21 protein-coding genes and 3 pseudogenes are annotated in these 23154 nt (G+C 60.6%); 11 read left to right on the plus strand and 13 right to left on the minus strand.

The genetic code is table 11. The features are described from left to right. Positions 1-159: 159 nt before the first annotated feature. Genes GZH79_RS05385 through GZH79_RS05395 form a run of 3 tightly spaced genes read right to left on the minus strand, consistent with a single transcriptional unit; the run spans position 160 to position 3646 of the window. A complete protein-coding gene (locus tag GZH79_RS05385) occupies positions 160-582 on the minus strand; it encodes a hypothetical protein (RefSeq protein ID WP_249218996.1) in 423 nt (140 codons plus the stop codon). Next, complete coding sequence (gene ctaD, locus GZH79_RS05390) at positions 579-3035, minus strand: cytochrome c oxidase subunit I (RefSeq protein ID WP_211642761.1); 2457 nt, start codon at positions 3033-3035, stop codon at positions 579-581. The genes GZH79_RS05385 and ctaD overlap by 4 nt, the downstream gene beginning before the upstream one ends. Beyond that, positions 3032-3646, minus strand: a complete 615-nt coding sequence (locus tag GZH79_RS05395) for a cytochrome B (protein WP_349291165.1) — start codon at positions 3644-3646, stop codon at positions 3032-3034. Before GZH79_RS05395 ends, ctaD begins: the two co-directional genes overlap by 4 nt. Before the next feature lie 72 nt (positions 3647-3718). On the opposite strand from GZH79_RS05395, the gene GZH79_RS05400 reads away from it, so the two are divergent. Further along, the gene (locus tag GZH79_RS05400) at positions 3719-4219 is read left to right on the plus strand and encodes a DUF2231 domain-containing protein (RefSeq protein WP_249219005.1); all 501 of its coding nucleotides are present in this window, start codon (positions 3719-3721) and stop codon (positions 4217-4219) included. On the opposite strand, the gene GZH79_RS05405 is transcribed toward GZH79_RS05400, so the two are convergent. Together GZH79_RS05405 and GZH79_RS05410 are read right to left on the minus strand one after the other, a co-directional pair. After that, a complete protein-coding gene (locus GZH79_RS05405) occupies positions 4189-4698 on the minus strand; it encodes a CopD family protein (protein WP_211642764.1) in 510 nt (169 codons plus the stop codon). The two genes, GZH79_RS05400 and GZH79_RS05405, sit on opposite strands and share 31 nt — an antisense overlap. Beyond that, a complete protein-coding gene (locus GZH79_RS05410) occupies positions 4695-5411 on the minus strand; it encodes a cytochrome c oxidase assembly protein (protein WP_349291166.1) in 717 nt (238 codons plus the stop codon). The genes GZH79_RS05405 and GZH79_RS05410 overlap by 4 nt, the downstream gene beginning before the upstream one ends. 214 nt (positions 5412-5625) lie before the next feature. On the opposite strand from GZH79_RS05410, the gene GZH79_RS05415 reads away from it, so the two are divergent. Both GZH79_RS05415 and GZH79_RS05420 read left to right on the plus strand, forming a co-directional pair. Beyond that, entirely contained in the window at positions 5626-6045 is a 420-nt protein-coding gene (locus GZH79_RS05415) for a hypothetical protein (RefSeq protein WP_211642766.1), read from the plus strand. A 17-nt stretch (positions 6046-6062) separates the two neighbouring features. Then, positions 6063-6890, plus strand: coding sequence for a cytochrome P450 (locus GZH79_RS05420; protein WP_211642767.1), 828 nt, complete (start codon positions 6063-6065; stop codon positions 6888-6890). Between the two features lie 18 nt (positions 6891-6908). Here the strand turns inward: GZH79_RS05420 and GZH79_RS05425 are convergent, their stop codons facing one another. From GZH79_RS05425 to GZH79_RS05435, 3 genes are all read right to left on the minus strand, one after another. Further along, positions 6909-8156, minus strand: coding sequence for an AGE family epimerase/isomerase (locus tag GZH79_RS05425; RefSeq protein ID WP_211642768.1), 1248 nt, complete (start codon positions 8154-8156; stop codon positions 6909-6911). Positions 8157-8604: 448 nt separating this feature from the next. Next, positions 8605-9345 (minus strand): metallophosphoesterase, encoded by a 741-nt coding sequence (locus GZH79_RS05430; protein WP_211642769.1) that lies wholly within the window; start codon positions 9343-9345, stop codon positions 8605-8607. Between the two features lie 507 nt (positions 9346-9852). Next, entirely contained in the window at positions 9853-9990 is a 138-nt protein-coding gene (locus GZH79_RS05435) for a hypothetical protein (RefSeq protein ID WP_211642770.1), read from the minus strand. Between GZH79_RS05435 and GZH79_RS19195 the strand changes: the two genes are divergently transcribed. The 3 genes from GZH79_RS19195 (at position 9989) to GZH79_RS05445 (ending at position 11401) form a co-directional block, all read left to right on the plus strand. Beyond that, a complete protein-coding gene (locus GZH79_RS19195) occupies positions 9989-10450 on the plus strand; it encodes a transposase (protein WP_283094787.1) in 462 nt (153 codons plus the stop codon). The genes GZH79_RS05435 and GZH79_RS19195 overlap by 2 nt on opposite strands. 87 nt (positions 10451-10537) lie before the next feature. Continuing rightward, positions 10538-10945 carry a transposase gene (locus tag GZH79_RS19200; RefSeq protein ID WP_283094788.1) on the plus strand — a complete coding sequence of 136 codons (408 nt, stop codon included), beginning with the start codon at positions 10538-10540 and terminating at the stop codon, positions 10943-10945. 216 nt (positions 10946-11161) lie between these two features. Continuing rightward, positions 11162-11401 carry a transposase gene (locus GZH79_RS05445; protein ID WP_249218997.1) on the plus strand — a complete coding sequence of 80 codons (240 nt, stop codon included), beginning with the start codon at positions 11162-11164 and terminating at the stop codon, positions 11399-11401. A 203-nt stretch (positions 11402-11604) separates the two neighbouring features. Here the strand turns inward: GZH79_RS05445 and GZH79_RS05450 are convergent, their stop codons facing one another. Together GZH79_RS05450 and GZH79_RS05455 are read right to left on the minus strand one after the other, a co-directional pair. Further along, the gene (locus GZH79_RS05450) at positions 11605-12717 is read right to left on the minus strand and encodes a polysaccharide pyruvyl transferase family protein (protein WP_211642771.1); all 1113 of its coding nucleotides are present in this window, start codon (positions 12715-12717) and stop codon (positions 11605-11607) included. 128 nt (positions 12718-12845) lie between these two features. Continuing rightward, positions 12846-13727, minus strand: coding sequence for an FkbM family methyltransferase (locus GZH79_RS05455; RefSeq protein WP_211642772.1), 882 nt, complete (start codon positions 13725-13727; stop codon positions 12846-12848). Positions 13728-13875: 148 nt separating this feature from the next. On the opposite strand from GZH79_RS05455, the gene GZH79_RS05460 reads away from it, so the two are divergent. Genes GZH79_RS05460 through GZH79_RS05470 form a run of 3 tightly spaced genes read left to right on the plus strand, consistent with a single transcriptional unit; the run spans position 13876 to position 18263 of the window. Continuing rightward, entirely contained in the window at positions 13876-14763 is an 888-nt protein-coding gene (locus tag GZH79_RS05460; RefSeq protein WP_211642773.1) for a hypothetical protein, read from the plus strand. 7 nt (positions 14764-14770) lie between these two features. Then, positions 14771-17338, plus strand: a complete 2568-nt coding sequence (locus GZH79_RS05465) for a glycosyltransferase family A protein (RefSeq protein ID WP_211642774.1) — start codon at positions 14771-14773, stop codon at positions 17336-17338. A gap of 28 nt (positions 17339-17366) precedes the next feature. Then, positions 17367-18263 carry a hypothetical protein gene (locus GZH79_RS05470; RefSeq protein WP_211642775.1) on the plus strand — a complete coding sequence of 299 codons (897 nt, stop codon included), beginning with the start codon at positions 17367-17369 and terminating at the stop codon, positions 18261-18263. On the opposite strand, the pseudogene GZH79_RS05475 reads toward GZH79_RS05470, so the two are convergent. The 3 genes and pseudogenes from GZH79_RS05475 to GZH79_RS05485 form a co-directional block, all read right to left on the minus strand. Further along, positions 18215-18533, minus strand: a pseudogene (locus GZH79_RS05475) (integrase core domain-containing protein); the annotation flags it as partial. The gene GZH79_RS05470 and the pseudogene GZH79_RS05475 overlap by 49 nt on opposite strands. A 32-nt stretch (positions 18534-18565) precedes the next feature. Then, a complete protein-coding gene (locus GZH79_RS05480; protein WP_211642776.1) occupies positions 18566-20221 on the minus strand; it encodes a glycosyltransferase in 1656 nt (551 codons plus the stop codon). Next, positions 20218-22296, minus strand: a complete 2079-nt coding sequence (locus GZH79_RS05485) for an HAD family hydrolase (protein WP_211642777.1) — start codon at positions 22294-22296, stop codon at positions 20218-20220. Before GZH79_RS05485 ends, GZH79_RS05480 begins: the two co-directional genes overlap by 4 nt. Positions 22297-22652: 356 nt before the next feature. Here GZH79_RS05485 and GZH79_RS05490 point away from each other — a divergent pair. Together GZH79_RS05490 and GZH79_RS18960 are read left to right on the plus strand one after the other, a co-directional pair. Continuing rightward, a pseudogene (locus GZH79_RS05490) lies at positions 22653-22915 on the plus strand (transposase); the annotation flags it as partial. A gap of 64 nt (positions 22916-22979) precedes the next feature. Then, positions 22980-23154 (plus strand): annotated as a pseudogene (locus GZH79_RS18960) (IS3 family transposase); the annotation flags it as partial.

A 23154-nucleotide genomic window follows, 5' to 3' on the forward strand; every position in this document is an offset into this window, starting at 1 on the left:
TATGCTTGTATTACCACACGAAAAGTTCATCAAACTTGTTTGACTTTGGTCTTTATGGCGCGGTTTTGGGCGCTGCGACGGGGTCTGGCGACGGATCAGGCGCGTCCCGCGTCTGGCCTGCGCGGCTGCGATTCCTTTGCGGCGCCCTGTGCGGACGGTTCAGGCCACGACACCGGCAGGGATGGGCCACGCACTCTTTTTGGCTTGGTGCGGATCTTCACGCAGGCGCCGATCCGACGGATCAAGTTGTGCCTGCGGATTTCTGTCACAGGTTTGCGTGGCGACAACCGGCGGCAGCAACGTCCAGACCGTGCTGACAAATGCGACGATGGCCAGACCAAGACTGATGCGCTGAAGGGTAGGGTCGGGATCGCGCCACCGCCGCGACCGCAGTGCGGCCAGCAGAACCGCCTGAACCACGATCGCCGCGACCGTGGCAAGGATCAGCAGGGCCCGCCCCATGCCGTTGCCCAACAGCATGCTTCCCCGGTCGGAACACAGCAGGCCGTGCAATCCGTAGACCGCGCTGAAGGACGCCAGCCAGACCGTCAGGGGCAGCGACAGGCGCAACACGGCGTTCATGTCAGCAATCCGGGCAGCATCGCAGCCGTTGCCGCGACCAGCGTTATGGCCACCGCATAATCGGCCCAAAGCCGGCCAATGCGGGCGGCGCCGACAGTCGTGGCCGCCGCATGACCGGCCAGCCTGCGTGCGGCCAGCAGCCCCAGCATCAGCGCGACGACCAGATGGTGCAGCAGCGCGTAACCCATCAGCACCCAAAGGGTCGCGTCATAGGCATGGGCCGCAGGGTCCGGCGCGCGCAGCATAAGACCGGCGCAGACAGCGGCCAGCGCTGCAAGCCCCGCCAACACCAGTGCCAGCCCCCAGACGGGTCGCAGACGCGTGCCGACAAGGATCAGCGCGGCCCCCCCGCCAAGCAACAACAGACCCCCCGTTCCCGCATCGACATAGGCCGGTGGCGGCCAGTTCGGCGCGATCGTCCACAAAAAGGCATAGCCGAACAGCAGCGATCCAAAGAACGTCCCGTTCGCCAACAACAAAAAGACCGACCCCCACCAGCCCGGCGGGTCCGGCACGTCGGCGGCGGTGAACAGCGACAGGCCATGCCCTGCGGGAATCCGCCCCTCGGTTTCCTTGCGCCCCAGACCCCAGACCCAGACCAGCGCACAGGCGATCACGCCCACGGCGGACAGCGGCACCAGCCAATAGGCTTTCAGCAGCATACCCAGGAAAAACACCCCCGTGATGGCCGACATCAGGATCGGCAGGGCCGTGTTGCCGGGAAAGACGGTGATATAGCGCGGCTCTCCGGTGGCTGTGTCGACCGACAGGGTTTCGCGCCGCCCCCGCGCACAATCGCCCAGATAGCCTTCGCCGCGTGCGATCTGCACCGGCAGGTCGGGCGTGTCGTAAAGCGGGTCGCGCGACGTGACGCGGGGGATGCTGGCAAAATTGTAGGCCGCGGGCGGCGTCGGCATCGCCCATTCCAGCGTCCCGGCGTTCCACGGATCGCGCGCGCCGCGCACCGCCATGACCGCGTTCACCACCACGTCGATCAGCACGATGGCAAAGCCGATCGCCATCACGAAGCTGCTGACAGAGGCGATCAGGTTGATGACCTCCCATCCCTGTCCGGACCCATAGGTGTCGATCCGCCGCCGCATTCCCAGCAACCCGGCCCAGTGCAGCAGCAGGAACGTGCCGTGAAACCCCGGCACGATCAGCCAGAACGCCACAGTGCCAAGGTTGAAATAGCTGGTGCGTCCGGCGACATGCGGCATCCAGTAGTAAAGTACGGCCAGCATCGGAAAGACGAAACCGCCGACCAGCACGTAGTGAAGATGCGCCACGATGAAATAGGTGTCATGGGCCTGCCAGTCGAAAGGCACGATGGCCACCATGACGCCCGTCAGCCCGCCGATCACGAAGGTCGCGAAAAACGCCATCAGCCAAAGCATCGGCAGGTGCATCGTGGGCCGGCCCTGCCACAGCGTCCCGATCCAGGCAAAGATCTGCACCGCCGTGGGCACGGCCACCAGCGTCGATGCGGCCGAAAAAAAGGCCAGCCCCATGTGCGGGATGCCGGTGGTGAACATATGGTGCACCCACAGCCCAAAGCTGAGTATCCCCAGCGATACGGCGGCGGCCACGATCCAGCCGTAGCCCATCAGCCGGGTGCGGGCCATCACCGGCAGGATGGTCGAAATCGCGCCGGCGGCGGGCAGAAAGATGATGTAGACCTCTGGATGTCCGAACAGCCAGAACAGATGCTGCCACAGCAGCGCGTCGCCCCCTTCTGACACCTGAAAGAAGGGCATGCCAAAGGCACGTTCCAGTTCCAGCAGGATAGAGCCGAGGATCAGCGGCGGAAATCCCGTCAGGATCATCACCGCCGTGACCAGCGCATACCAGGCAAAGATCGGCATCTGCGACAGGCGCATCCCCGCCGCGCGGTAGCGCAAGATCGTCACGGTGATTTCCACCGCCGCCGAGATGGCCGAGATTTCCACAAAGGTGATCCCGATCAGCCAGAAATCGGTGTTGATCCCCGGCGCGCCGATGGCCGATGACAACGGCGGATACATGAACCACCCGCTGTCGGGGGCAACGCCGGCCAGCAGCGAAAAGATCATCATCGACCCGCCAAAGACGTAGCACCAGAACCCGTAGGCCGTCAGCCGGGGAAAGGCGAGGTCGCGGGTTCCCAGCATTTTCGGCAGCAGATAGACCGCAAGCCCCTCGAACAGGGGGATCGCGAACAGGAACATCATGATGGTCCCGTGCATGGTGAAAATCTGGTTGTAGTGTTCCGGCCCGAGAAAGGCCGAACGCGGGCTGGCCAGCTGCGCGCGGATCAGCATCGCAAGGATGCCGCCCACGATAAAGAAAAACACGGCGACCGCCAGAAACATGCGGCCCAGATCGGTATGGCTGACCGTGGTGAACCAGCCTTTCCAGCCGGTATCGGATGCCCAGATCCGGGTCAGGGCGCGGTGGCGGCGCAGTGCTGTCATGGCGTTTCTTCGCGCAGGAACCGATCCCACGCGGCGGCATCATGTGCCACCACGGTGAAACGGTGGTCGCGGTAGCCGCGACCGTTGTATTCCGATCCCAGACCGTCATAGCGGCCGGGCGCATCGGCCTCGATCCGCAGCACGTTCACGTGCCCCGGCACCGCATCCAGTTTGCCGGCCAGCCGGGGCACCCAGAAGGCGTGGATCACGTCGGCAGTCGTGATCGCCACATCCACCGGTCGCCCGGCGGGAATGTGCAGCACGTTTTCGGTCCGGTGCCCCGGCGCATCGTCGTAGCCGAACCGCCATGCCCATTGCCGTCCCTCGGCGTGCACGCGCACCACATCGGGCCCGGCCCGCGGCAGCAGGCGTTCCCCGACGACCAGACCGTAAGCCAGCAGGGCGGCAAGCACGACCAGCGGAAAGCCCAGACCCAGCCCGATCACGAACCCCCGCGCATCGCGCTGGCCTTCTGGTTGCCGCCACGCCCAGACGATCAGCCCGGTCACGAAAAGAAAGATCGCCGTCGCACCGGCCAGCAACACCCACCACAATGTCGCAATGATCGCCGCCGCAGGTCCGGCCGGATGCACGGTCGACAGAGATTCCACGCAACCCGGCAGCAGAAAAAGCGTTGCCCCCCCAAGAGTGCAACGCAGAAGGAACCGGACATGCCCGATAAGATGAACAACACACCCGATGACCTGACGGACCCGATCCTTGAACATTCCGGCTATGACACGACGGAATCCCTTGTGGGCATCTGGGGTCATCCGCTGCACGCGATGACCGTCGCCTTTCCCGTAGCGCTGGCCTTTTGCACGTTTGGGGCGGACCTGTTCTATTGGTGGAGCGGCGAGCTGTTCTGGGCCCGTGCCGCGATCTGGGCGGCAGGCACGGCCTTTTTGTTCGGTCTTGCCGCAGGGCTGACAGGGACCGCTGAACTGCTGCTGGTGCCCGGTATCCGCATCCGCGCACCGGCCTGGACGCATTTCGTGATTGCTGTGCTGCTTTTGTCGCTGCTTGGCACGAACTGGGGTTACCGGCTGCAGGGCTATCAGGCAGCCGTGCTGCCCTACGGCATCCTTTTGTCCGGCTTCAACGTGCTGGTGGTGATGGTGACGGGATGGCATGGCGGCAAGCTTGTCTTTGATTATCGTTTGGGAACGTCGAAAGGCATCTGATGGCCGCGCGGTTCTGTCAGCCAGCCCGGCAGCGGGATGTCGTCCAGATCCGGCTTGGCCAGAACCAGCGTCAGCACGCACAGGACCGCCACCAGCAGCAGGACAAGCGGTGCGGTGGGTGCCGGGGCGCTGTGCGTTCCCCCTTGTTCCGCCACGGCGACAAGGACGTAGCCGATCCAGACGTGAAAGGTCACCATCGTCGCCACAAAGACAAGCTTGGCGAACATCCATGTCACGTAGACCTCGCGCAGAAAGACCAGTGCCGTGCCCGACGCGATGGCCAGCACGGCCGCGGGAGTGATGAAGAACAGATAGGCAAAATGCGTGGCACGGCGGATGCGGGCGTAATCGGTCTGTCCAATGACCGGGTCGTGCCGCGCCAGCATCAGCGGCAGCGCAAACAGCCCGCTGCACCACAGCAGCAGCATTCCGATGTGCAGCGCCTTGAAATGGGGGATCAGGACCATGAGCGTGGTCATGTCGACACCGGTCCGACCCCGGCACGCCAGCCGCGCCGGGCCAGCAGCGCGATCACGGCAAGATAGGGCAGCATCGCCGGAACCCACATGATCAGGCCGCCCAACTGCTGATCGGCCAGCGGTGACATGCCCCACAGGAACGGCACCCGGCGATGCGCTGCATAAAGCGCCACGGGCGCCAGCGTCAGGATCGCACCCAGGAATCCCATCTGCATCAGCCCGGCAAGCGACCAAAGCACGCCGCTGACCGTATCACGGCCCGCAAGGACCGCCCGCCAGAACAGGGTCGCGGACCCCAGCAGCGTGATCTGCATGATCCAGTAGACCGCCATGTCCCGCAACGCGAGATCATAGGCGGCCGGGACATGCCAGGCCCATAGGATGGCCGTCGACAGCACGAAATGCAGGGCCACCGGGCTGGATGGCCGCTGCCGGGGCAGGGCTGTGGCCAGCAGCGGTGCCGCGACGGCGACCAGCAGCACGTGATGCACCACCCGCGCCGAAAACAACCCGGCCGCCATGGCACAAAGTGGTGAGACGAAGGCCACCACCAGCACGGCCACGCAGGCCAGCCCGGACGGCTTGTGCCGCAGGGCGAACGCCATGAGGGACAGGGCGGCCAGCAAGACCGGGTCGAAATTCCACGTGGCCCAGACCAGTCCCGGCGCGGGCCCCGTGCCGCAATAGCTGCCTGAAAAGATGTCAATCGACACGTGTTTCTCCTGCTGCACACATCGGGCGGCAGCAAACCCCGCCATGGTCTCCTTTTCGTCATAGTGCCGCAGGGCGGTGCGGCATCCCTGAACCGGGAAAGTCCTGTCCTGGTTTTAGAACAACCGATTGACAGCCCAAACGTACGACACTGTCCCGGAACCCGCGCGCGCCGGACCGGTTACCGTATCAACACCTGATCAAGGACAGTGCCCCGTGCGCATCCGGGCGAAAAACAATGGTTCGGGACTGCCGACGCTGAAAAGCCCGGACAGCACGCTGGCGTTTCTGCACGAAGGTTACGGTTTCATCGCGCGGCGGTGCGACGCCCTGAACGCCGACGGGTTTCATGCGCGGATCATGTTGCGCCCTGTCACCTGCCTGCGCGGGGCCGATGCGGTGCAGGCATTTTACGCCCCCGGTCGCATGACCCGGCGGGGTGCGATGCCGGCGGCGGTCGTGGCGCTGTTGCAGGACAAAGGCAGCGTGCAGCAGCTTGACGGTGCAGACCACCGCCAGCGCAAGGCCCTGTTTATGGACATGATGACCCCGACCGGCTGGAACAGGCGCGCAGGCTTTTTGCCGAAGAATGGCAGTCCGCCAGACAGAATTGGCGGGGCCGGACGATCTGTCTGAGCGACAGCATCGACGTTGTGCTGACCCGCACGGCGCTGCGCTGGTGCGGCATCCCCGTTGTCGATCAGGATGTGACGGCGCGATCCCGCGAACTGGGGGCGATGTTTCGCAATGCAGGCCGTCTGGGTCCGGGATACGTCAAGGCGCGGGCACTGCGTGCCCGGTCGGAACGCTGGGCCCTCCGGATCGTGCGCGCGGCCCGGTCGCGCGCGCCGCAAGACGGGGCCGACAGTGTGCCAGACCGGTTGGTGCTGCACCGCGATGCCGACCAGTCCCGCCTGTCGGACGCGGCGGCGGTGGTCGAACTGCTGAACGTGCTGCGTCCGCTTGTGGCGGTCGGCGTCTACATCACCTTTGCCGTGCATGCGCTGCATCAAAACAGGGCGCGGATCGCGGATTTCATCGCGGATGGCGACCGCGACAGGCTGGCGCTTGTCGGGGAAGAGGTGCGGCGGCTTTACCCGTTCTTTCCGATGATAGGCGGGCGGGTCATGGAACCCTTTACCTGGCACGGCGCCCGGTTCGATCGTTCTGACTGGCTCTTGCTTGATCTTTACGGCACGAACCGCGACCCCACGATCTGGCCGTCCCCCGATACCTTTGACCCTGCGCGGCACATCGACCGCAATCCCACACAGCGGCAATCGATGGTGCCGCAGGGCGGCGGCGACTATCTGCAAAACCACCGCTGTCCGGGGGAACACCTGACGCAGGTCCTGCTGACAGAGGCAATCGCCCAACTGGTCGGGATGGATTATGACGTGCCACCGCAGGACATGGGCATTCCCCTGAACCTGTTTCCGCCCGCCCCACGTGACGGGATGCAGATCGCCGTGGCCAGATAGGACCGGCTGCGCGATGCGTCATGCGTCCCCAAGGCACCCCGCAAGGTGTTTCGGGGTGTCGGCCACACCGCTGGCCAGGGGAAACAGATCTGCCTGAAGCGCGTGATAGATGTCGGGTTTGCCAGCGAACTGTCGTTCGATGGGCAGGCCCGCGTCGTCGATTTCGGGGATCCAGCCGCCTCTGTCGGTATCGATGAAATGCGCTGCCGCAAAGGTCCAGATCCGGCGATACCAGTCTTCGTCACGCGGTTGCGGGTCCAGTTTGATCAGGGTCGCCAGCGCGCCGATGGCTTCTGTCATCGGCCACCAGTAGCGGTCCGGGATGTCGACCGCACCGCCGTGGGACAAGGTGTAGACAAAGCCGCCATCCGGCCGCCACGCGTCCTGCAGGGCGGTTTCGATCAGGCGACGCGCGGTGCCGGGGGCCGTGGTGTCGGGCCTGCCTGACAGCGCCCAGTGCTGGATCAAAAGCCGCCCCAGTTCAAACGAATGCCCCGGCGTGGTGCCCGCCGGACGGAACATCGGATTGCCCGCATAGCCAAAATCGACACGCCAATCGTCCGTATAATGTTCCGGCAGGCGCCAGGCGTGGGCCGGCGCCATCACTTCGGTCAGGAAAGCCAGAATACGTCCGGCCCGTGTCAGCCACGTGCGGTCACCGGTTGCCTCAAAGGCGGCCAGCATCGCTTCGGTGGTGTGCATGTTGGCGTTCATGCCCCGATAGGTGGAAAACGTCGTCCAGTCTCGCCGGAATTCTTCGCGCATCAGGCCTGCGGTTTCATCCCAGAAGCGTGCGTCGATCACACCGGCCACGTCGTCGAACAGGTTCCGGGCCCGCTCATGCCCCGCGATCATCGCGGTTGATGCTGCAAGAAGCACAAAGGCATGCCCGTAGGCCAGTTTCTGGTCGTCTGTTATGGCGCCATCTCGGACCGCCCAGACATAGCCACCATGCACGGTGTCCCTGTGTTGGTTCCACAGCGCATCAAGTCCCGCATCCACAAGGCGCGCGGCACCGGGATACCCGGCGATCTGCCCCAGCGCATAGGAATGCACAAAGCGGGTGACCGTATGCAGCTCTTGCGGGACGGGACGCGGGGTGCCGGACCTGTCCAGTGCCGCGATTGCGCCATTCTGGTCGAGGCTGGCAGCAAAGAAATCAAGCTGCGCGCGGGCGTCAGCCGCCAGAAACCGCCTGTGTGACGGATCGTCGATCCAATGGCCGGGCGCGTCCGCCGGTCCGGGACGATTGCGAAGATCGGTCATGCCTGTCCTTTCCGGAATCTGACGCAGGCCAAGGTTGCAGGGCCTGTGATGATGATATTACCCAAGGCTGTCCAGAACCTGAAGCAGGCCGCGGATATAGCCGCAGATCAGCTGCGCGTGCCAAGCGGTTGGGGGCGATCTGCTGATCGCCACCGTGGCGTGGATCAGCGCAAGCCGTACATCCTGCGGCGGCTGCACCCGCGCTCAAGCTGCCGACCAGTGGCGAGGGCCAAGCGCGCTATCCTCGGCGCAGACAGCGGAAATGGTGTTCTGGTCGGTCAGCTTGGCCGACACGACGGCTGCATCACCACAAACGCAGGCTTCTTCAGCGGTCAGAATAGCCTGTTGTCAGCGAATGCATCGCCTGCGGCGTGAACGGCTGCCGGGCAAGGCTGCGAGTGCGGCGACAGAAAACGGATTTTCCCGCTGCAGCATGTGATAAATCTCGTCACCCCGTCATCCGGAAATGCGGTGGGCCATTTCCTAAAATAGCCGCCGTCAGTCGCCCTGTCGCATAGGCCCCGGTATCGACAGCGATTCGGCCGCCCTGTGCGGTGGGTCTGTCCTGAATGACGTGGCCGTGCGCCACCCACAGACCATCGGTGCGGGTGGTGTCATCGAATGCTGCACAGCCCCAGATCATGTCCTGCGGTCTTTGGTCGTCAGGCCCGCGGGCAGGGTCGGCCCCGGCGTGGGTGACCAGCAGGTTGCCGCTGCGCCAGCTTATGGCCAGATCCTGCATCCAGGTGATGCGCCGAGTCCCCATCGCCAATGCCAGATCGTCGCGCACCCGCTGAAACGGGCGTGTGCCGTCCGCCGCAGGCCCCGCAACACCATAGCTGGCAAGTGTTTGCAGCCCGCCATACTGCAGCCAGCTTGCGCCGTGCTTGTCGGGATTGTCCAAAAACCGCAGGCACATGGCTTCGTGGTTGCCCTTCAGGCAGATGATGTCGGGACGGTCCAGCAGCAGATTGATCACCGCGGCCGACCCGTCGCCGCGATCGATATAATCACCGACACAGACGATCTGTATTCCGGTGGGGTCCGCCTGTGCAATCTGGTCCAGCAGCTGGGCCAGCAATTGATCACAGCCATGAATATCGCCGATCACCGCCACGGGGGCTGGCACATCCAGCGGCGCGTCAAAGGGGCGGGTTTTCTCGCGGCGAAAGAAGGATAGAAAACGCATGCTGAAAGAATTCCAAGGTCGGGATGCGCAGATGTCCTAAGGGAGGTCAGCCGGAACGCACAAGGCCCGGACATCAGGAAACCGTGAACAGCCGTCCGCACAACGGCCCTGTGCATGCAGCCAAAACGGGCGGTTTCATGTGGTATCGTGTATGAAACTGGCAGTTTATAAAAGAGTTTTGCAATACATCCTTGCCATGTCTTTTCAGCGTTACATTTACGCGTTACCCAACTAAGCTTGACGTTGTAGTCTGCCTCCATCGAGTGGTCCAGCCGACGTACCCGCTTTTCGTTCACCAGGTGGCCGTCGTTACGCAGGTGCCAGATCATCTGGTGGACACCGAAGAACGGCGTCTCCAGGAAATGCTCGTCGATCCGCCGCATCAGGCCGAGGTTCTGTTCGGTCTCGCCTTTCGGCTTGTAGTAGAAGGACGAGCGCGCATTGACAGCAGCTTGCACTGTTTGCTGATGGACAGCTCTGGGTGGTCGCGCTCGACAATGCCGCGCCTCACTTCTCGCCCCAAGGCTTGAGCTTTCTTTCCAAAAAAGAGTTGGCCACCGCTAAAGCGCCCCGCCCAAAACCTGAATCGCGGGGATTCCCACACGCATGATTTTTTGATTCATCCTGTTTGGGAGGATGGATCATGTCAGCACCTTTGCCAGACGCGCTTCGGGCGCGGTTTCAGCGATGCATTGAGGAAGGGTCAAGCGGTCGCGCAGCGGCATTGCGCTTGAAACTCTCGCCCTCCACGGGAGCGCGATGGGCGCTTGCGATCCGGCGGACGGGCCGAGCGGAGGCCGCTCCGCAGGGCCGACCGAAAGGCAAGGGCAAGCTGGACCCGCATCTGGGCTTCTTCGCTGAAATCATCGCGCAAGATGGTGACATCACGATGCCCGAGCTGAGCGCAGCCCTGTTTGACGCAACGCGCGTTCGGGCGCATCCCAACGCCATCGGCAAGTTCCTACGCAAGTTGGGCTACACTTATAAAAAAGTTACTGGTCGCCACCGAACGCCGCCGTGCCAAGATAAGGCGGCAACGCGAGGATTGGTTCAAGCACCGCATTCCAGCCGTATCGAAGCATCCGAAACGCTTTGTCTTTATTGATGAAACATCAGTGAAGACAAACCTGACGAGGTAGAGGGGATGGGCCCCTTGCGGAAACCGCCTGATCATGGACGCCCCCTTCGGCTCATGGGGCACCCAGACCTTTATAGCCGGACTGAGTGCCGACGCGATGATCGCCCCTGGGTGATCAAAGGTGCCATGGATGGCGCGGCCTTCGCCGCTCATGTTGAAAAGGTTCTGGTGCCGGAACTATCACCCGGAACCGTGGTCATTCTGGACAATCTCGCCACGCACAAAAACGTCGAAGCGGAAAAGGCGATGTGCAGGGCAGGATGCTGGTTCCTTTTCTTGCCGCCCTACAGTCCCGACCTCAATCCCATCGAAATGGCGTTCTCAAAGCTCAAAGCACACCTGCGCCGGATCGGCGAACGCACCTTCACCGACATATTCAATGCAATCGCCGAGATCTGCGACCTCTACTCACCCGAAGAATGCTGGAATTACTTCACTGCTGCCGGATATGTCGCAGGTTAAAGGCGGGACGCTTTAGCTCTCCGATCTTGGCATGCAGGTCCCTGACGTGATCATCATCGATGACCGGCGCCTTGCGGTCACCGCGTTCAAACACACCGGACGCACCATCCAAGAGCGCACGATTCCATTGGATGCACGCCGAACCGTAAGCACTGTCCCAGCCCCACCTTCCTGCTAAATCCGTAAGCTGCGATGCGCTCCTGTGTGGAGATTTGCATGGGAGGTGTCAGTGGGAGACCATCGGGAGCGCAGTATGGAGGCCGTTGGGTTTGTCGAGCTTTTGACGGCCCGGCCGCCAAGCGGCGATGGTCGGATGAGGCGAAGGGCCGGATCGTCGCCGAGACGCTGGTGACGGGTGTTACGGTGAACGAGGTGGCGCGTCGGCATGGGGTGAAAGCCCACCACCTGTCGTCTTGGCGGACGCTTGCGCGGCACAGGGCAAGCTGGTCGTTCTAGAGAATGCAGCGGCCGCATTTTACGGGCCTGTGCCGGCGGCGCAGCCGATGGATGCGTTGTCGGCGACTGCGTAGCTCAGGATGTCTATGGCGGCGATTTCGCGCTGGTCGAATATTCGACCCGATTGGAGCCGGTGCTGACCCCGGACTTGCACCGCCAACGCTTGCAGCGGTTTGCGCCGGAGCTGCGGGTGGTGTCCCGGTTCAGGAGAGGGTAAGGCCGTCCTTCCGCAGAATGTCGCGGATGGTGGCGGTGTTGCGCGCACGGGCGGCATCGAACCGATCAGCGTCGAAGATGACATGCCTTAACATCTGGGCCAGCGTCTGGTCCTTAACTATGCGCTCCATCGGCAAGTAAGGATAGCCCATCGTCTCGGCCAGTTCCCTAGTGCGGCTGTCAAAAGTCACGCAAACGCCCAGCTTGCCCGCCTGGATCGCTGTGACCGCGCCATGGATACGCATGCCTAGGACGACGTCGTGGCGGCGCATCGCGTCGATCCAGCTACGCGCGTCGGAATAGAACACAGCATTATTGAGGAAATAGTCAATAAAAGCAACGATTTCTAGATCTGGACGCATAACCCCTTGGACCCATTTCACATAAGCCAAGTCATCCTGCGTCACCTGCCGATCGTAAATGATACGCAGCAGGCGCGGATCCGTCTGTAGGATTAGCTGATGCGGCAGGGACGCGATCAGCTGGGCCATCATGCGTTCTGCCAGACGGGTCTCGGCCTCGAGCGTGCCCAAAACATAACCGACCGAGGGGCGGGGCATCTGCCGGACGCCATCCAGTTGCGCTTGGATCGCGGCCCCCGTCAGGTGCGGGTTGATCGTCTGCGACGGGCAGCCGGTGATGACCGTGTTTGTCACGCCGAAATGTTCCAGCACCTGCTGAGTGAACGGACCGCGCAGGCCGATGCGACTGGTGCGTTCGGAGAGCACCTTGAGATAGCGCACCGTTCCTGACTTTAAATCAAGGCGCGGGTCGTTGTCAGTCTCGGCTTGTGCGCCCAGCCCGATGCAGGTTACCGGCAGGTTGCAACGCTCCAGCATGTCGGCCAGCCAGCCCATGTCCCAAGCCGCATTCACTTGATTTGCAGCCGGGATTAGGAGGTGCTGCGCGTTGTCGCGGATGTATTCTGCAGTTATGCCCGGTTCAACCGTCAGCTTGGAGTTGGCAACCATCTTCCATAGAGCAAACTGAAAGATTGCGTTTCCGGTATTCATGCCGATGCGCGTCAGGGCGTTGTCGAACCCATAGCCCGAAAATGAAGTGCCGCCATTGGTCCCGAAAATTGCAACCGTTAAGGCCATAGTCGTATCCTTGTTACGGGGGCTGAAACTAGTTTGCTAAGGGGGGTATCGCGGGCTGTCAACAACAGCAAGCAAGCAGCAGATATTGCTTATCCCCGGCTTTTATGATGCCGTCGCCCCCGACGGCATCAATGTGCCAAGGTGGGTTCGGCACGCCCAAGATCGTCCTGATGAACATACCAATCATCCCATCGGCTCAGTTCCGGCATCCAGCGGCGGTAGCCCGCAGCCTCCAGCAGCGTAAAGATCTGGTCGCGCTTGACCGTTTCACCTGCATGCTCGACCGAGATCAGGCGAAAACGCCGCCGATTCAGGTTGGTGTGGCGTAGGATCTCGTATTCCGACCCCTCAGTATCGACCGAAAGGTAATCAATAATGTCGGGCGCACCATGTTCGGCCAGCAGATCATCCAGCGATACGGTTGGCACCTTGTATAGCGTCTGGCGGGTTCGGTTGCCATTATGCTCATGCACGTCGTCGGGCACGATATCAGCCATGCGCGACAGTTCGGGCATGGCGTCGGTAGACAGAAAATCCGCCATCTCGCCACTGCGGGCCGCCACACAGCGCAGATCAACTACGGCCTTGCGGTTAGTCGCCAGAGCCTCGTGCCAGACAGGGTTCGGCTCAGCCAGGATGCCGGTCCAGCCATAGGATTCCTCAAGCAAGCGAGTATTGGACAGGGTCCGACCGTCGCAGGCACCGAATTCCACAAAATAGCCGCCACGCCTTAACCCCAGCATGTATAGCACCCACAAATCCTGCAGGATTTGCGCATAGCTGCGCCGCACCAGCGGCTGGCAGAAGGCGTAAAAAGACAGCATTGGTGACAGGCGGAAATCGGCTTCCGCCTTTTCGGCATCCAGCAGGTTCAGGACGAGGTTGCGGATCAGGGATTGTTCGTGCCGGGACACGGTGGGCCGATTGTGCATCGCGGCATCGATTCCAGCAAAGCTGCTGCGGGCGAACCACTCCAGCGAGAAAAGGTCTTTCTTGACGAGATCGGCCATCTTACACCTTCATATCGGTAGATTTCCGCCGGACCGGAGACAATGCGTCCCACGCGCGCAGTACGTATTCTTTCGGCGGAAAAGGGTTGTTTCATATTCGATCCATAGCTAACAGTCGCGCAACACATGCGCAACTTGGCTAGGGTGTATGCAAGATTTAAATCAAATTGGCACCACGGTCATAACCCGCATCGGAGCGCTGGAGCAGGCGCTGAAGGATGCCGCAAGTTTCGAGGATTTTCACGCCAGCCCCGCATCGGAAAGGCTACGCGATGCCATCATGGATCAGGCCAGTAGCGCCCAGATCGTTTCCTTTGACATCTTCGATACTGTCCTGTGGCGCGACGACAAAAGTGAGCTTGAACGTTTCGCCTATATCGCTCGGGCCTTTACCGGCCGGATGCCGGGCCATGATGCGCGGGCCTGGCTGGCGGCGCGCATCTTCAGCGCTTCGCATGCCTATCAGATGTCCGAGATAGTCGATGGCACAACTGAAGGACGGCTGAGTGACATCGCACTGAATATGATGCACGCAATGCGGGTAGCAGGCGACAGGCAGGAGGCAGCGCGCCTGTGGTGCCAGACCGAACTTGAGGTCGAAACCCGACAGCTGCGCGTCGCGCCCTTCATTGACCAGCTGATCTCCCAGCTTGTGGCGGATGGCAAGCAGGTGATCTTTCTGTCGGATATGTATCTTCAGGCCGACCAGATCCGACAACTGCTGAATAATTTGGCCTTCGACCTAGGCCGGGTGACGCGGCTGATCTCGACGGCGGACGAACGTGTGAACAAGCGCAGTGGCACGATTTTTCCGCGCATTTTTCGAGAGATGGACCTGCAGCCGGGAGCATTCCTGCACATGGGCGACAGTCTGACCTCGGATTATATCATGCCAATCCGGTCGGGCTGGGCTGCGCGCTATCTTCCCGTGCCGCGCGCTACGCTGATCAAGCGCCGCGAAAGCCATTTTCAATGCTGCGCGACCATGTTCGGTAGGCGCCAGACCAGTCTGCCAATGGCAGCGCCAGCTCTCTGAGTGAATGATGACCAGTAAATATACCGAACTTTTGGGTCCAGTGTTCCTGCATTGGATCGCGCAGCTTCATGACAAGCTTGCATTCCTTGCAGACACGAAGGGTCGAAAGGCCCTTTATTGCACCCGGGCTGGCAAACGCATCGAGGATCTGATGCAAGCCTATGCCAGCACTGGGATACCCTTCGACAGTGAATTGTTCGGTATCTCAAGAATTTCGGCCTGCAAAGTTGGCGCACCTTTTCCCGAAACCTTCTCCACAGCGCATCGGATTACGTCGGAATCGCTGCGTCATGTCACACTCGCGGATCTCTGCGGCGCCTACCTGCAGCACGAATGGGACGATGCCAATCCAGCAATGGCCGCCCTTTCGGGTTTGCGTCAGCCCTACAACGAGAGCAATTTCCGTAGCCTGATTGCTGCGAACGACCCCGCATCCGTGTTCTTTCGCGACCGGCTGATCGCAAACCATGCGGGGCTCGATCGCTGGCTATCTGACCATCTACACACCGCCCAAGACAAGCGCGACAATACTGGATATGTGCTGGTGGACAGCGGCTGGAAGGGCTCGATCCAGCGAATGCTGGGTGAAGTCTTTCCGCGCTACGGGTTCGAGGGTGTATATTTCGGCGTGCAGGACGCTGCGTTCATGCCTGGCCGATATGGCATCGTCTTTGACGCCCCGCATTACCGCAGCGATCGCCCTGAGACGGTATTCACCATCCATCGCCACCTAATCGAAACCATCTTGGAACCCAACGCCCCTTCGGTCGAAGAGCTTGTGTACGGGCCCAATGACGCGCTGGCCCGCGCCCAGTTACAAGCCGTGCGGGCTGAAATTCCTGACCCCAACAGCGACGCGCTATTCCTAGGCATCCGCGACTACATCGCAACGCATTCCGATCTCTCGTCGGACCGTGTCTTCACCGAGTATCGCCACGCCTTGGCCGAGCTGGTGCCCTCGCTGATTACCCCAAGCCGCGAAGATGCGCTGGCACTGGCGGGCAAGAACCGCTCGGTCGATTTCGGCCGTCAGGGCAATGTTCCGGTTCTCATGCAGGACCGCGCGCAAGATACGGCCCAGTTGCGCATCCAGTGTTCGTTGTGGCCACAAGGCCAAATCGCGCTGGAGCACGAGAGCAAAAAGGCTCGCCAGCTTCAGCTTCAGGTCTCAGGACTGGAAGATTCTAGGTCGTTCTTCGCCTCGCACGAAAAACCCCGGCAGAGCCCCCGCGCCGAAGCCTATGTTGTCGGGAAGCCCGCTGAATGGGCTGGCTCTGTCGCAGTGGTGACGCGCACCAAAAACCGCCCGCTGCTACTGCGGCGCGCGATGCAGTCAATTGCGCGACAGACTTGGAAAAATATCCAGTGGGTGGTGGTAAATGATGGGGGTGAGACAGATTCCGTACGGGAGATCGTTCAAGCGAGCGGCATCGATCCGACCCGTATCACGCTTATTGAAAACTTCGCCAGTGTGGGTATGGAAGCGGCGTCGAACATGGGTGTGCGTGCGGTCGATACGGAATTTGTGGTCATTCACGATGACGACGACCGGTGGGAGCCAAATTTTCTGTGCGAAAGCATCGAGTTTTTGCAAACGCCGCGCGCCGCTGCGGCAGATTTCGAAGGTGTTCTGTCGCGCGCCTGGCGCGTCTCGGAACAAATCGATGGCGATCAGGTGACCATCCACCGCAGCGAACCCTATATGCCCTGGGTGTCCGAGGTGTCTCTGGCACAGATGGCGGTTGGTAATTTTTTCGCGCCAATCAGCTTTCTGTACCGCAGGTGGGTATTCGACGAGGTAGGTGGTTACGACGAAAGGCTGCCGGTGCTGGGGGACTGGCGCTTCAACCTAGACTTCTTGATGTGCGGCAATATTGGTTTTCTTGACCGCTATCTGTCACATTACCACCACCGCGACATGGGTGACAGTTCAAGCGATGGCGTCTATGCCAATTCCGTAGTCGGTGCGCGCAGCCTGCATAGCCAATATTTTTCAGTGGTGACGAACCGGATATTGCGTGATCCTTCGACCCCCGAGAGTCTGCGCCAAGTCATCAGCAACGCGCATCAGCAGCGCGTCATGGAACACAATGTCCAGACCCTACGCAGTGCTGTCGAACAACTGCAGGGTCGTCTGGATCATCACATGGGGGTTTCGTGGAACAACCAACAAGCCGTGTTGAAACAAATCTATCCAGACCGCGAAACAGCCAAGGAAGCGGCAAAGCTCACCGAGGCACCTACTTTGTTAGATGAAGATATGCGCCACATCCGCAATGTTCTGCGCAAGAAGTTACCTTACACAGCCTCACCACGACGGATCGCCGCGCGGCTGCGTTGGGAATTGCGCCTGTCGATGATGAACAGCCCCTCGCGCAGCCAGACCTGGCTTCCCAAGCTGTTCCACCTTATCCCCAGCCCGGATCATTTCGATAACATTGGCTATCTGCGCGACCATCCTCAGATCTGGGCCACTCAATTCAATGGCAAGGGTGAATGGTTACCATATCATCATTATCTGCTAGGGCGCTACCAAACGGCGATCCACCCGACGCATGCGGCCAAGGAGCATTAATCGGCCCTGACCTGTTAGGATCCACGCCATGACGACACTGATTTTACATCCTGGTTCTCCAAAGACCGCGACCTCGACCTTGCAGCATGTGTTGCGAGCGAACCGATCCTTGCTATCCAGTGCAGGTGTCGGCCTGATCCTGCCCGAGGACTTGCGCGGCAAGGCCTATCTGGGCAATTATCTGGCTGCCTATCGTGGCGAAGACGTGCCCGACATGGCGCGTTGCACCAAGGATTTCTTCGCCCCGATCCTAGGACGGCACGAACTGGTCATCTGCAGCGAGGAAACGTTCTGCCACGATTTTATGCCGTCGCGGAAATTAGCTTCGGGCGGGATCGACCGCGCGGCTAGGTCAGCCGAACTGATGGGGACGACCGGTGCGACCCGCACTAAGGTGGTGTTGAGCATCCGTCCACAGGTGAATTTCCTGACCTCCACCTATACGCATTTCGTTCACCGCCACCGCGAAGCCCGACATTTTAGCGCTTGGCTGAAGGCCGAGGTCAGCCTGCCGGATCTTCTGTGGCAGCCTGCCGTCGGCGCTTTTCAAGACAGGTTTGGAGCTGAATCAGTGCAGGCCTTGACACTGGCCATGACCCAAGAGGTCGGCATGAACGGGTTCCTGCGTGCCGCGCTGGACGCCTTCGGGATCGGACATCTGGGACTGGATATGAATACCGACGAAGTTCACAACCCTTCACCCTCGCAGCGCGCCGTTCATCTTTGCCGGGTGATGAACAACGAGATCATCCACCCCAACCGGTCCGAGAAGGTTAACACCGCGCTGATGAGTACCTTCCCGGTGGTAGATTTCGGTAAGTTTGTGCCGCTTGACTGGACGCTGCCGGATGAACTGGCCAGCCTGTTTGAAGCCGATCACTCGGCCGCGTTGACTTCATCCAAGGCTGGGGCCAGTACGCTGTAGGTGTTCAGTCCCGGCATTTGGTGGATCGGGTCGATGATGAATATGTCTGGCTCCGATGTCCAGATTTTGCAGATGCATTCGTAGGGTGTGAGCCCGCTAGTGTCTTGAGCCTGCGGGCGAAGTTAAAAGCCGACATGAAATCCGCGAGGTGCGTTCGGAGCTGGCTTTCGTAGTGGTATCGCTTGACGGTCTCTTCTTTGATCGTGCGGTTCGTTCGTCCACTTGGCCGTTAGTCCAGGGGTGGTTGGGCTTGGTGAGCCGATATTCGATCCCTTTTGCCTCGCAGATCATGTCGAACCGCATCAACCGCGAAGCTGCAGTGTTCCGGTTCCGAGGTTGCTCGGCGAACTGGATGCCGTAGCATGCCCGCAATAGCGCGCCACCAGCTGATCGACATGCTGAATCAGACTGGGCATCTGCAGGTTCTCGTCGAAGAAGCTGTCGCGCAGCTCTGCATTGCGCAGCAGGCGATCCAGTTGGTTCCGAAAGTCCTGCGGGTCGCCCGCTTCGAAAACAAAATTCTCAGGACGGGTCAGCGTCTGCTTGGCCCCCACATGCGACGAAACCAGTGATGGCACGCCCAAGCGTGCCAACTCGACCATAACCTGGTTGAAGGTTTCCCACCAGATCGAGGGGACGATGTTCAGGTCGATCATCTGCGATAGAGCCGACAGCTGGTCGCGCTCATAGCCGGGTACCACCCGCACGCTGCGAAAGCGTGTCTCGAGCTGGGCCAGCTGGCGTTCGAGCCGCGGTGAAAGCCGAGCGACGATCAGCAGATCGACCGTCTCGCGATACAGAGTGTCGTCGATCGCGGTCAGCGCGTCGATCAGGAAAGGCAGTCCCTTTGACACAATATCATAGCCAATGAAGGACAAGGTGAGGCCGGGGCTGGGCGGGGCCTCACCGGGGATAACGAGGGCTATGGGACGATTGGCGCGCAACGCCTGTCGCTCGGTGGTCGGGACTTCGATATCGATTGGAAGCAGTAGGGTTTCGACCTTGGTGCCCGGCGGCAAAAAGCGCATTGCGGTCTGCCTGCAGAGGTCGGATACGGCAAAGATCCCATCTACATGATCGCGCAGCGCCAGACCATTAGCCTCGCGCCACTGGCGATAGGCGCTGGCCTCTTGTAGGCGGGCAGCGGGGGGAAAGGCTAGGAGAACTCGTGTTTTGGGGCCGGCCTTCCAGTCATGACTTTTGCCCGCCTCACTACGCGCGCGCAAACCCCAATCGCGAAACCCGGTGCGCAGCCCGCCGATAAGGTCGTGCGTCAAGTTCCTGGCCGCCTTTATATAAGATTTGGTGCCTACAAACATGTCGAACAAGAACCCACCCAATGGGTGTCCGGCTAAACCCTGTCGCTTGATCGCTCCCCCGATCCGATCGATTGCGATCAGGTCTGCCATTCGGTGGTCGCTGGCAAGACAGCCGACACAACTATTTCCGTCGTTATAATCATTACAGGTCAGTCTGTTATCATAAAGAAGCTCGATCTGTGGGCAGACAGGCATGTAGTTATGGAAAGTATAGAAGATGCGCCGCAGCTTATCACCCTTTGGCAGGTTCAGCACATCCGCGCCGATGCCTTCCAGATTATGAATGTGCAGGGCATCGAATGGCCCGTGCAGGTCAATGAAATTGTATACTAGGCGCGGTGTGACCTCATCGCGCAGCCATTGGTCAATGTCGTTAAATGCTGCATGGGCCGGCGCCTTGATCGGCGAATTCACCAGCGTGAAGGTTCGCAGGCGTGGATGATCAAAAGCGTTGGCGGTTTCTTCGATGCAGGGCTTGCGATTCCAGAACCGATAGCTGTTGCCCGAGGAAAGGAACCATACCTCAACGTTGTCGCGCGCCAGCAGTTCGCGGATGACGTTGCGCAGATACATCGTGACGCCGCCGCCGGCCATTACAGGGCTGTCGAACTTAGCCCAATTATAGATGAGTATTTTCATTGGGTTAGCAAGCCAATCAATCGGTTGAGTAGGGGGTTCAGCCAGCCTAAGTGGCTGGCTGCCATGCTTCCTTGAACCCAGCGGTCCTCGTAAACGCAACGAGACAGGTCTGACTGTAAGCGCCAAGGGCGTACGCGGGTCAGCAGGCTACCCTCGGTGATTTCTGTTAGGCCAGCCTGATGGGTCAGCCCGTCCACCGCCTTCAGCGTGGCACGCTTCGGAGCCGTGAAGTGGCTGGTGATGGCCTGCGCGATGGCGGCATCCGCCGTAGCATCGGGCAGCGGTGAGATGCGTAGTAGCCGGTCCATTGCGCTTGCGGTGCTGAGTAGCCGGCCACGACTAACAGACCCTACTTTTGCAGAACCAGGGCCGAAAACGGGCTGCAGTCTGCCAGAGGCATCGGCGCGGAAATCGCGCAGGCTGCCGCGACTGCGATCGACGGCAAATGGCTCCAACCAAGCAAAGTTTAACGCGGCGGCGCGGTGGCGCCAGTCGGCTCGGCCGATCATTGCCGTATCCAGCATAGCCGCGCGAGGATGCATCCGCCCAAGATTACCCGCATAGTACCGGTTAGCCGCGAACATCATCAACACCAGCCGGGACCGCACGCTGCGGCCTCCTGCCTCAAGTGCATAGATATGTTCAGACAGCGACTTCAACACCGTCCCAGAATAGCCGATATCAACCAGCAGAATGCGCTGGTCGGGCGCAAACAGGTCTTGTTGGTCCAGATAGTCAACGACGCGCTGGCGTTTGGCCTGCAGCGCAGCGTTCAGAGCCGAGGACATCGCGGCATCGGCCATGATGTCCTTTATGGGCATGCCGTCGTTCGCTTCGGCCAGCGGCCCCAGCTCTTCTGGCTGCAGGCCGAAGGCGGAAATGATGCTGCCCTGTGTTGCCTCCTCGTCCTGCATCCAGCGGACGTGGAGCCGGATGTAGTCTTCCCAACCCGGAGCAGAAAGATCGGGACAGGTCAGCAATACGCCCGCACGGCGGCTAAAGGCCAAGTCCTGAAACTGGGGCAGATTCAGCGCTCCGGGGGCGCCCGTATCGGCGATTAGTTGGCGCAGCAGATGGTGATAGATTGTGCCGTCCCGCGTCAGGAACAGAACCCGATCAAAGCGGCCCTGCTGGGCCGTAGCCAGCACCTTACGCGTAAAGCTGACAAACCCGGCCGAGATCAAACGAACGAGGCCCTCAGTCGGATCGCCCTCTGTGATCTGTGAGATCAGCCGCCGCGCCGCCGCCGGTCGGCGATGGGCGCCCAGTTGGGTCAGGTGATCCAGCCTTGCCTTGCGGATCTCATTTTCGCTTTCGAAATAATGCAACGCGTCCCAGCCATGTTCCCGAGGGCGCAGGACGTCGTTGATCCAGTTGTCGCCCAAGTGCATACGCCGCCAGTCACCACTGCCAAGCTGGGCGTCGATACGGTCGAACATCAGGCCGCTATTCTTGGTGACGCCCATGTCGCAGGACACGAAAACATGGTCGAAAAGGTCGTCCAGACCGTGATCCTCCAAGATTGGCCGCAGCCAGCGTTCGCGTAGATACATGTCAGAGACTAGGATCAGCGTCTTGCCATGTGCCCGTAGCCGCACCAAAAAATCACGCATCACGGGATTGAGCACCAAGGTCCTACGCTCAGTTTCGAGCTCGTATGAGATAAGGGCCTCGACCGCAAGCGCGCGTCGGGCATTATCGGTAATATAGGGGGCAAGCGCGCTATCAAAAACCTCCGCCAGATCGACCTCGTTGCGGAATTCGGCATCCTGGGTCATGCCGATGGCCTTCAGGGCAGCCTGATGGCGCTGCCGACAATGCATCAGTAGACCGGCAGGCAGCGGCCCGTCTTCCCCGCAGATCACCCGCTCGCCGAATTCGGCAGTCTTCAGGTGGACGTCCTCTAGCGCGATCTCGCGCCAGATGAGCGTGTCGAACAGGTCGAAGCTAACCAGCTGGTAGGGTGACAGCAGCGCACTTAGCTGATCGGGATGGGTGAAGTTATTCGCGTCACGGCCTAGCCGAGCGAACTTACGCCGCGCCGCTTCCTGCGCCGCCCGTTCGGGAGCCACCATGGCACCAATTCTTTTCAATTGAGATGAAAGCAAGCAAAAACCGTTTTGTGTATTGTCTGAAAATTTAAGTCCTGCACGGGGTCCGTCAGGTTCGGGCGCTAACATCCATTGATGTTGTGGCTGGTTCTGTACCGGTTCCATTCCAGTTAGGTGTTGTTACGGGGATTTCTGTCCGAAGGCCACAGATAACTTCCAGCCGAGGGCTAAGTGCTTGCGGATAGTGAACTCACTTCTTGTGGCGTGATGTAACCGATGGCGCTGTGTAGGCGGGTTTTGTTATACTAGGGTCTGATGTCGGAGGGGACAGAATAGTACGCTTCTCTAATTGGGCGTTTGGGGCAAGCTCGTTTTCCATCTCGGTCCGGTCCGAGCTACAACTGATGGAACAGACGCAGTATAACTGTTGTTCTGCTGGTTCGTCGGCCTTGGCGTCGGCGATCCGGTCTGGGTGCCAACCGTCTTCACCAAGAACCGCGATCGGCTGCTGACGACCGAGATGTCGCGCAAGGTGATGGCCGCGATCCTGGCGCATCGCGAGGTGGCACCACTTTTGTCAGACGAGCATTTTTCGGTGGATGGAACGTTGGTCAAGGCCTGGGCCTCGGTGAAGAGCTTCCAGTCGAAGGCAGATGAACCGCGCCGGGTTTGCCGGAGGCTCCAACTGATGAGTAGGATGGAGCATCATGAACAAGACAACCAACAAATATACACCTGAAGTGCTCGAACGTGCCGTGCGGATGGTTTTGAATGGCGAAGGGCAGCATGACAGTCGCTGGTCTGCGATCCTGTCGATTTCTGCGAAGATCGGCTGTGCGCCGCAAACGCTGAATGAATGGGTGAAGAAGGTCGAGATCGACA

This window comes from Loktanella sp. SALINAS62 (assembly GCF_018263905.1).
In the GTDB taxonomy this organism is placed as follows: domain Bacteria; phylum Pseudomonadota; class Alphaproteobacteria; order Rhodobacterales; family Rhodobacteraceae; genus Loktanella.

What these genes read in the sequence shown, in the direction of transcription:
- GZH79_RS05385 (WP_249218996.1), bottom strand. Translation starts at nt 582, where the DNA reads ATGAACGCCGTGTTGCGCCTGTCGCTGCCCCTGACGGTCTGGCTGGCG.
- ctaD (WP_211642761.1), bottom strand. Translation starts at nt 3,035, where the DNA reads ATGACAGCACTGCGCCGCCACCGCGCCCTGACCCGGATCTGGGCATCC.
- GZH79_RS05400 (WP_249219005.1), top strand. Translation starts at nt 3,719, where the DNA reads ATGAACAACACACCCGATGACCTGACGGACCCGATCCTTGAACATTCC.
- GZH79_RS05405 (WP_211642764.1), bottom strand. Translation starts at nt 4,698, where the DNA reads ATGACCACGCTCATGGTCCTGATCCCCCATTTCAAGGCGCTGCACATC.
- GZH79_RS05425 (WP_211642768.1), bottom strand. Translation starts at nt 8,156, where the DNA reads ATGACCGATCTTCGCAATCGTCCCGGACCGGCGGACGCGCCCGGCCAT.
- GZH79_RS05430 (WP_211642769.1), bottom strand. Translation starts at nt 9,345, where the DNA reads ATGCGTTTTCTATCCTTCTTTCGCCGCGAGAAAACCCGCCCCTTTGAC.
- GZH79_RS19195 (WP_283094787.1), top strand. Translation starts at nt 9,989, where the DNA reads ATGTCAGCACCTTTGCCAGACGCGCTTCGGGCGCGGTTTCAGCGATGC.
- GZH79_RS05435 (WP_211642770.1), bottom strand. Translation starts at nt 9,990, where the DNA reads ATGATCCATCCTCCCAAACAGGATGAATCAAAAAATCATGCGTGTGGG.
- GZH79_RS19200 (WP_283094788.1), top strand. Translation starts at nt 10,538, where the DNA reads ATGGGGCACCCAGACCTTTATAGCCGGACTGAGTGCCGACGCGATGAT.
- GZH79_RS05445 (WP_249218997.1), top strand. Translation starts at nt 11,162, where the DNA reads ATGGGAGGTGTCAGTGGGAGACCATCGGGAGCGCAGTATGGAGGCCGT.
- GZH79_RS05450 (WP_211642771.1), bottom strand. Translation starts at nt 12,717, where the DNA reads ATGGCCTTAACGGTTGCAATTTTCGGGACCAATGGCGGCACTTCATTT.
- GZH79_RS05455 (WP_211642772.1), bottom strand. Translation starts at nt 13,727, where the DNA reads ATGGCCGATCTCGTCAAGAAAGACCTTTTCTCGCTGGAGTGGTTCGCC.
- GZH79_RS05460 (WP_211642773.1), top strand. Translation starts at nt 13,876, where the DNA reads ATGCAAGATTTAAATCAAATTGGCACCACGGTCATAACCCGCATCGGA.
- GZH79_RS05465 (WP_211642774.1), top strand. Translation starts at nt 14,771, where the DNA reads ATGACCAGTAAATATACCGAACTTTTGGGTCCAGTGTTCCTGCATTGG.
- GZH79_RS05470 (WP_211642775.1), top strand. Translation starts at nt 17,367, where the DNA reads ATGACGACACTGATTTTACATCCTGGTTCTCCAAAGACCGCGACCTCG.
- GZH79_RS05480 (WP_211642776.1), bottom strand. Translation starts at nt 20,221, where the DNA reads ATGAAAATACTCATCTATAATTGGGCTAAGTTCGACAGCCCTGTAATG.
- GZH79_RS05485 (WP_211642777.1), bottom strand. Translation starts at nt 22,296, where the DNA reads ATGGTGGCTCCCGAACGGGCGGCGCAGGAAGCGGCGCGGCGTAAGTTC.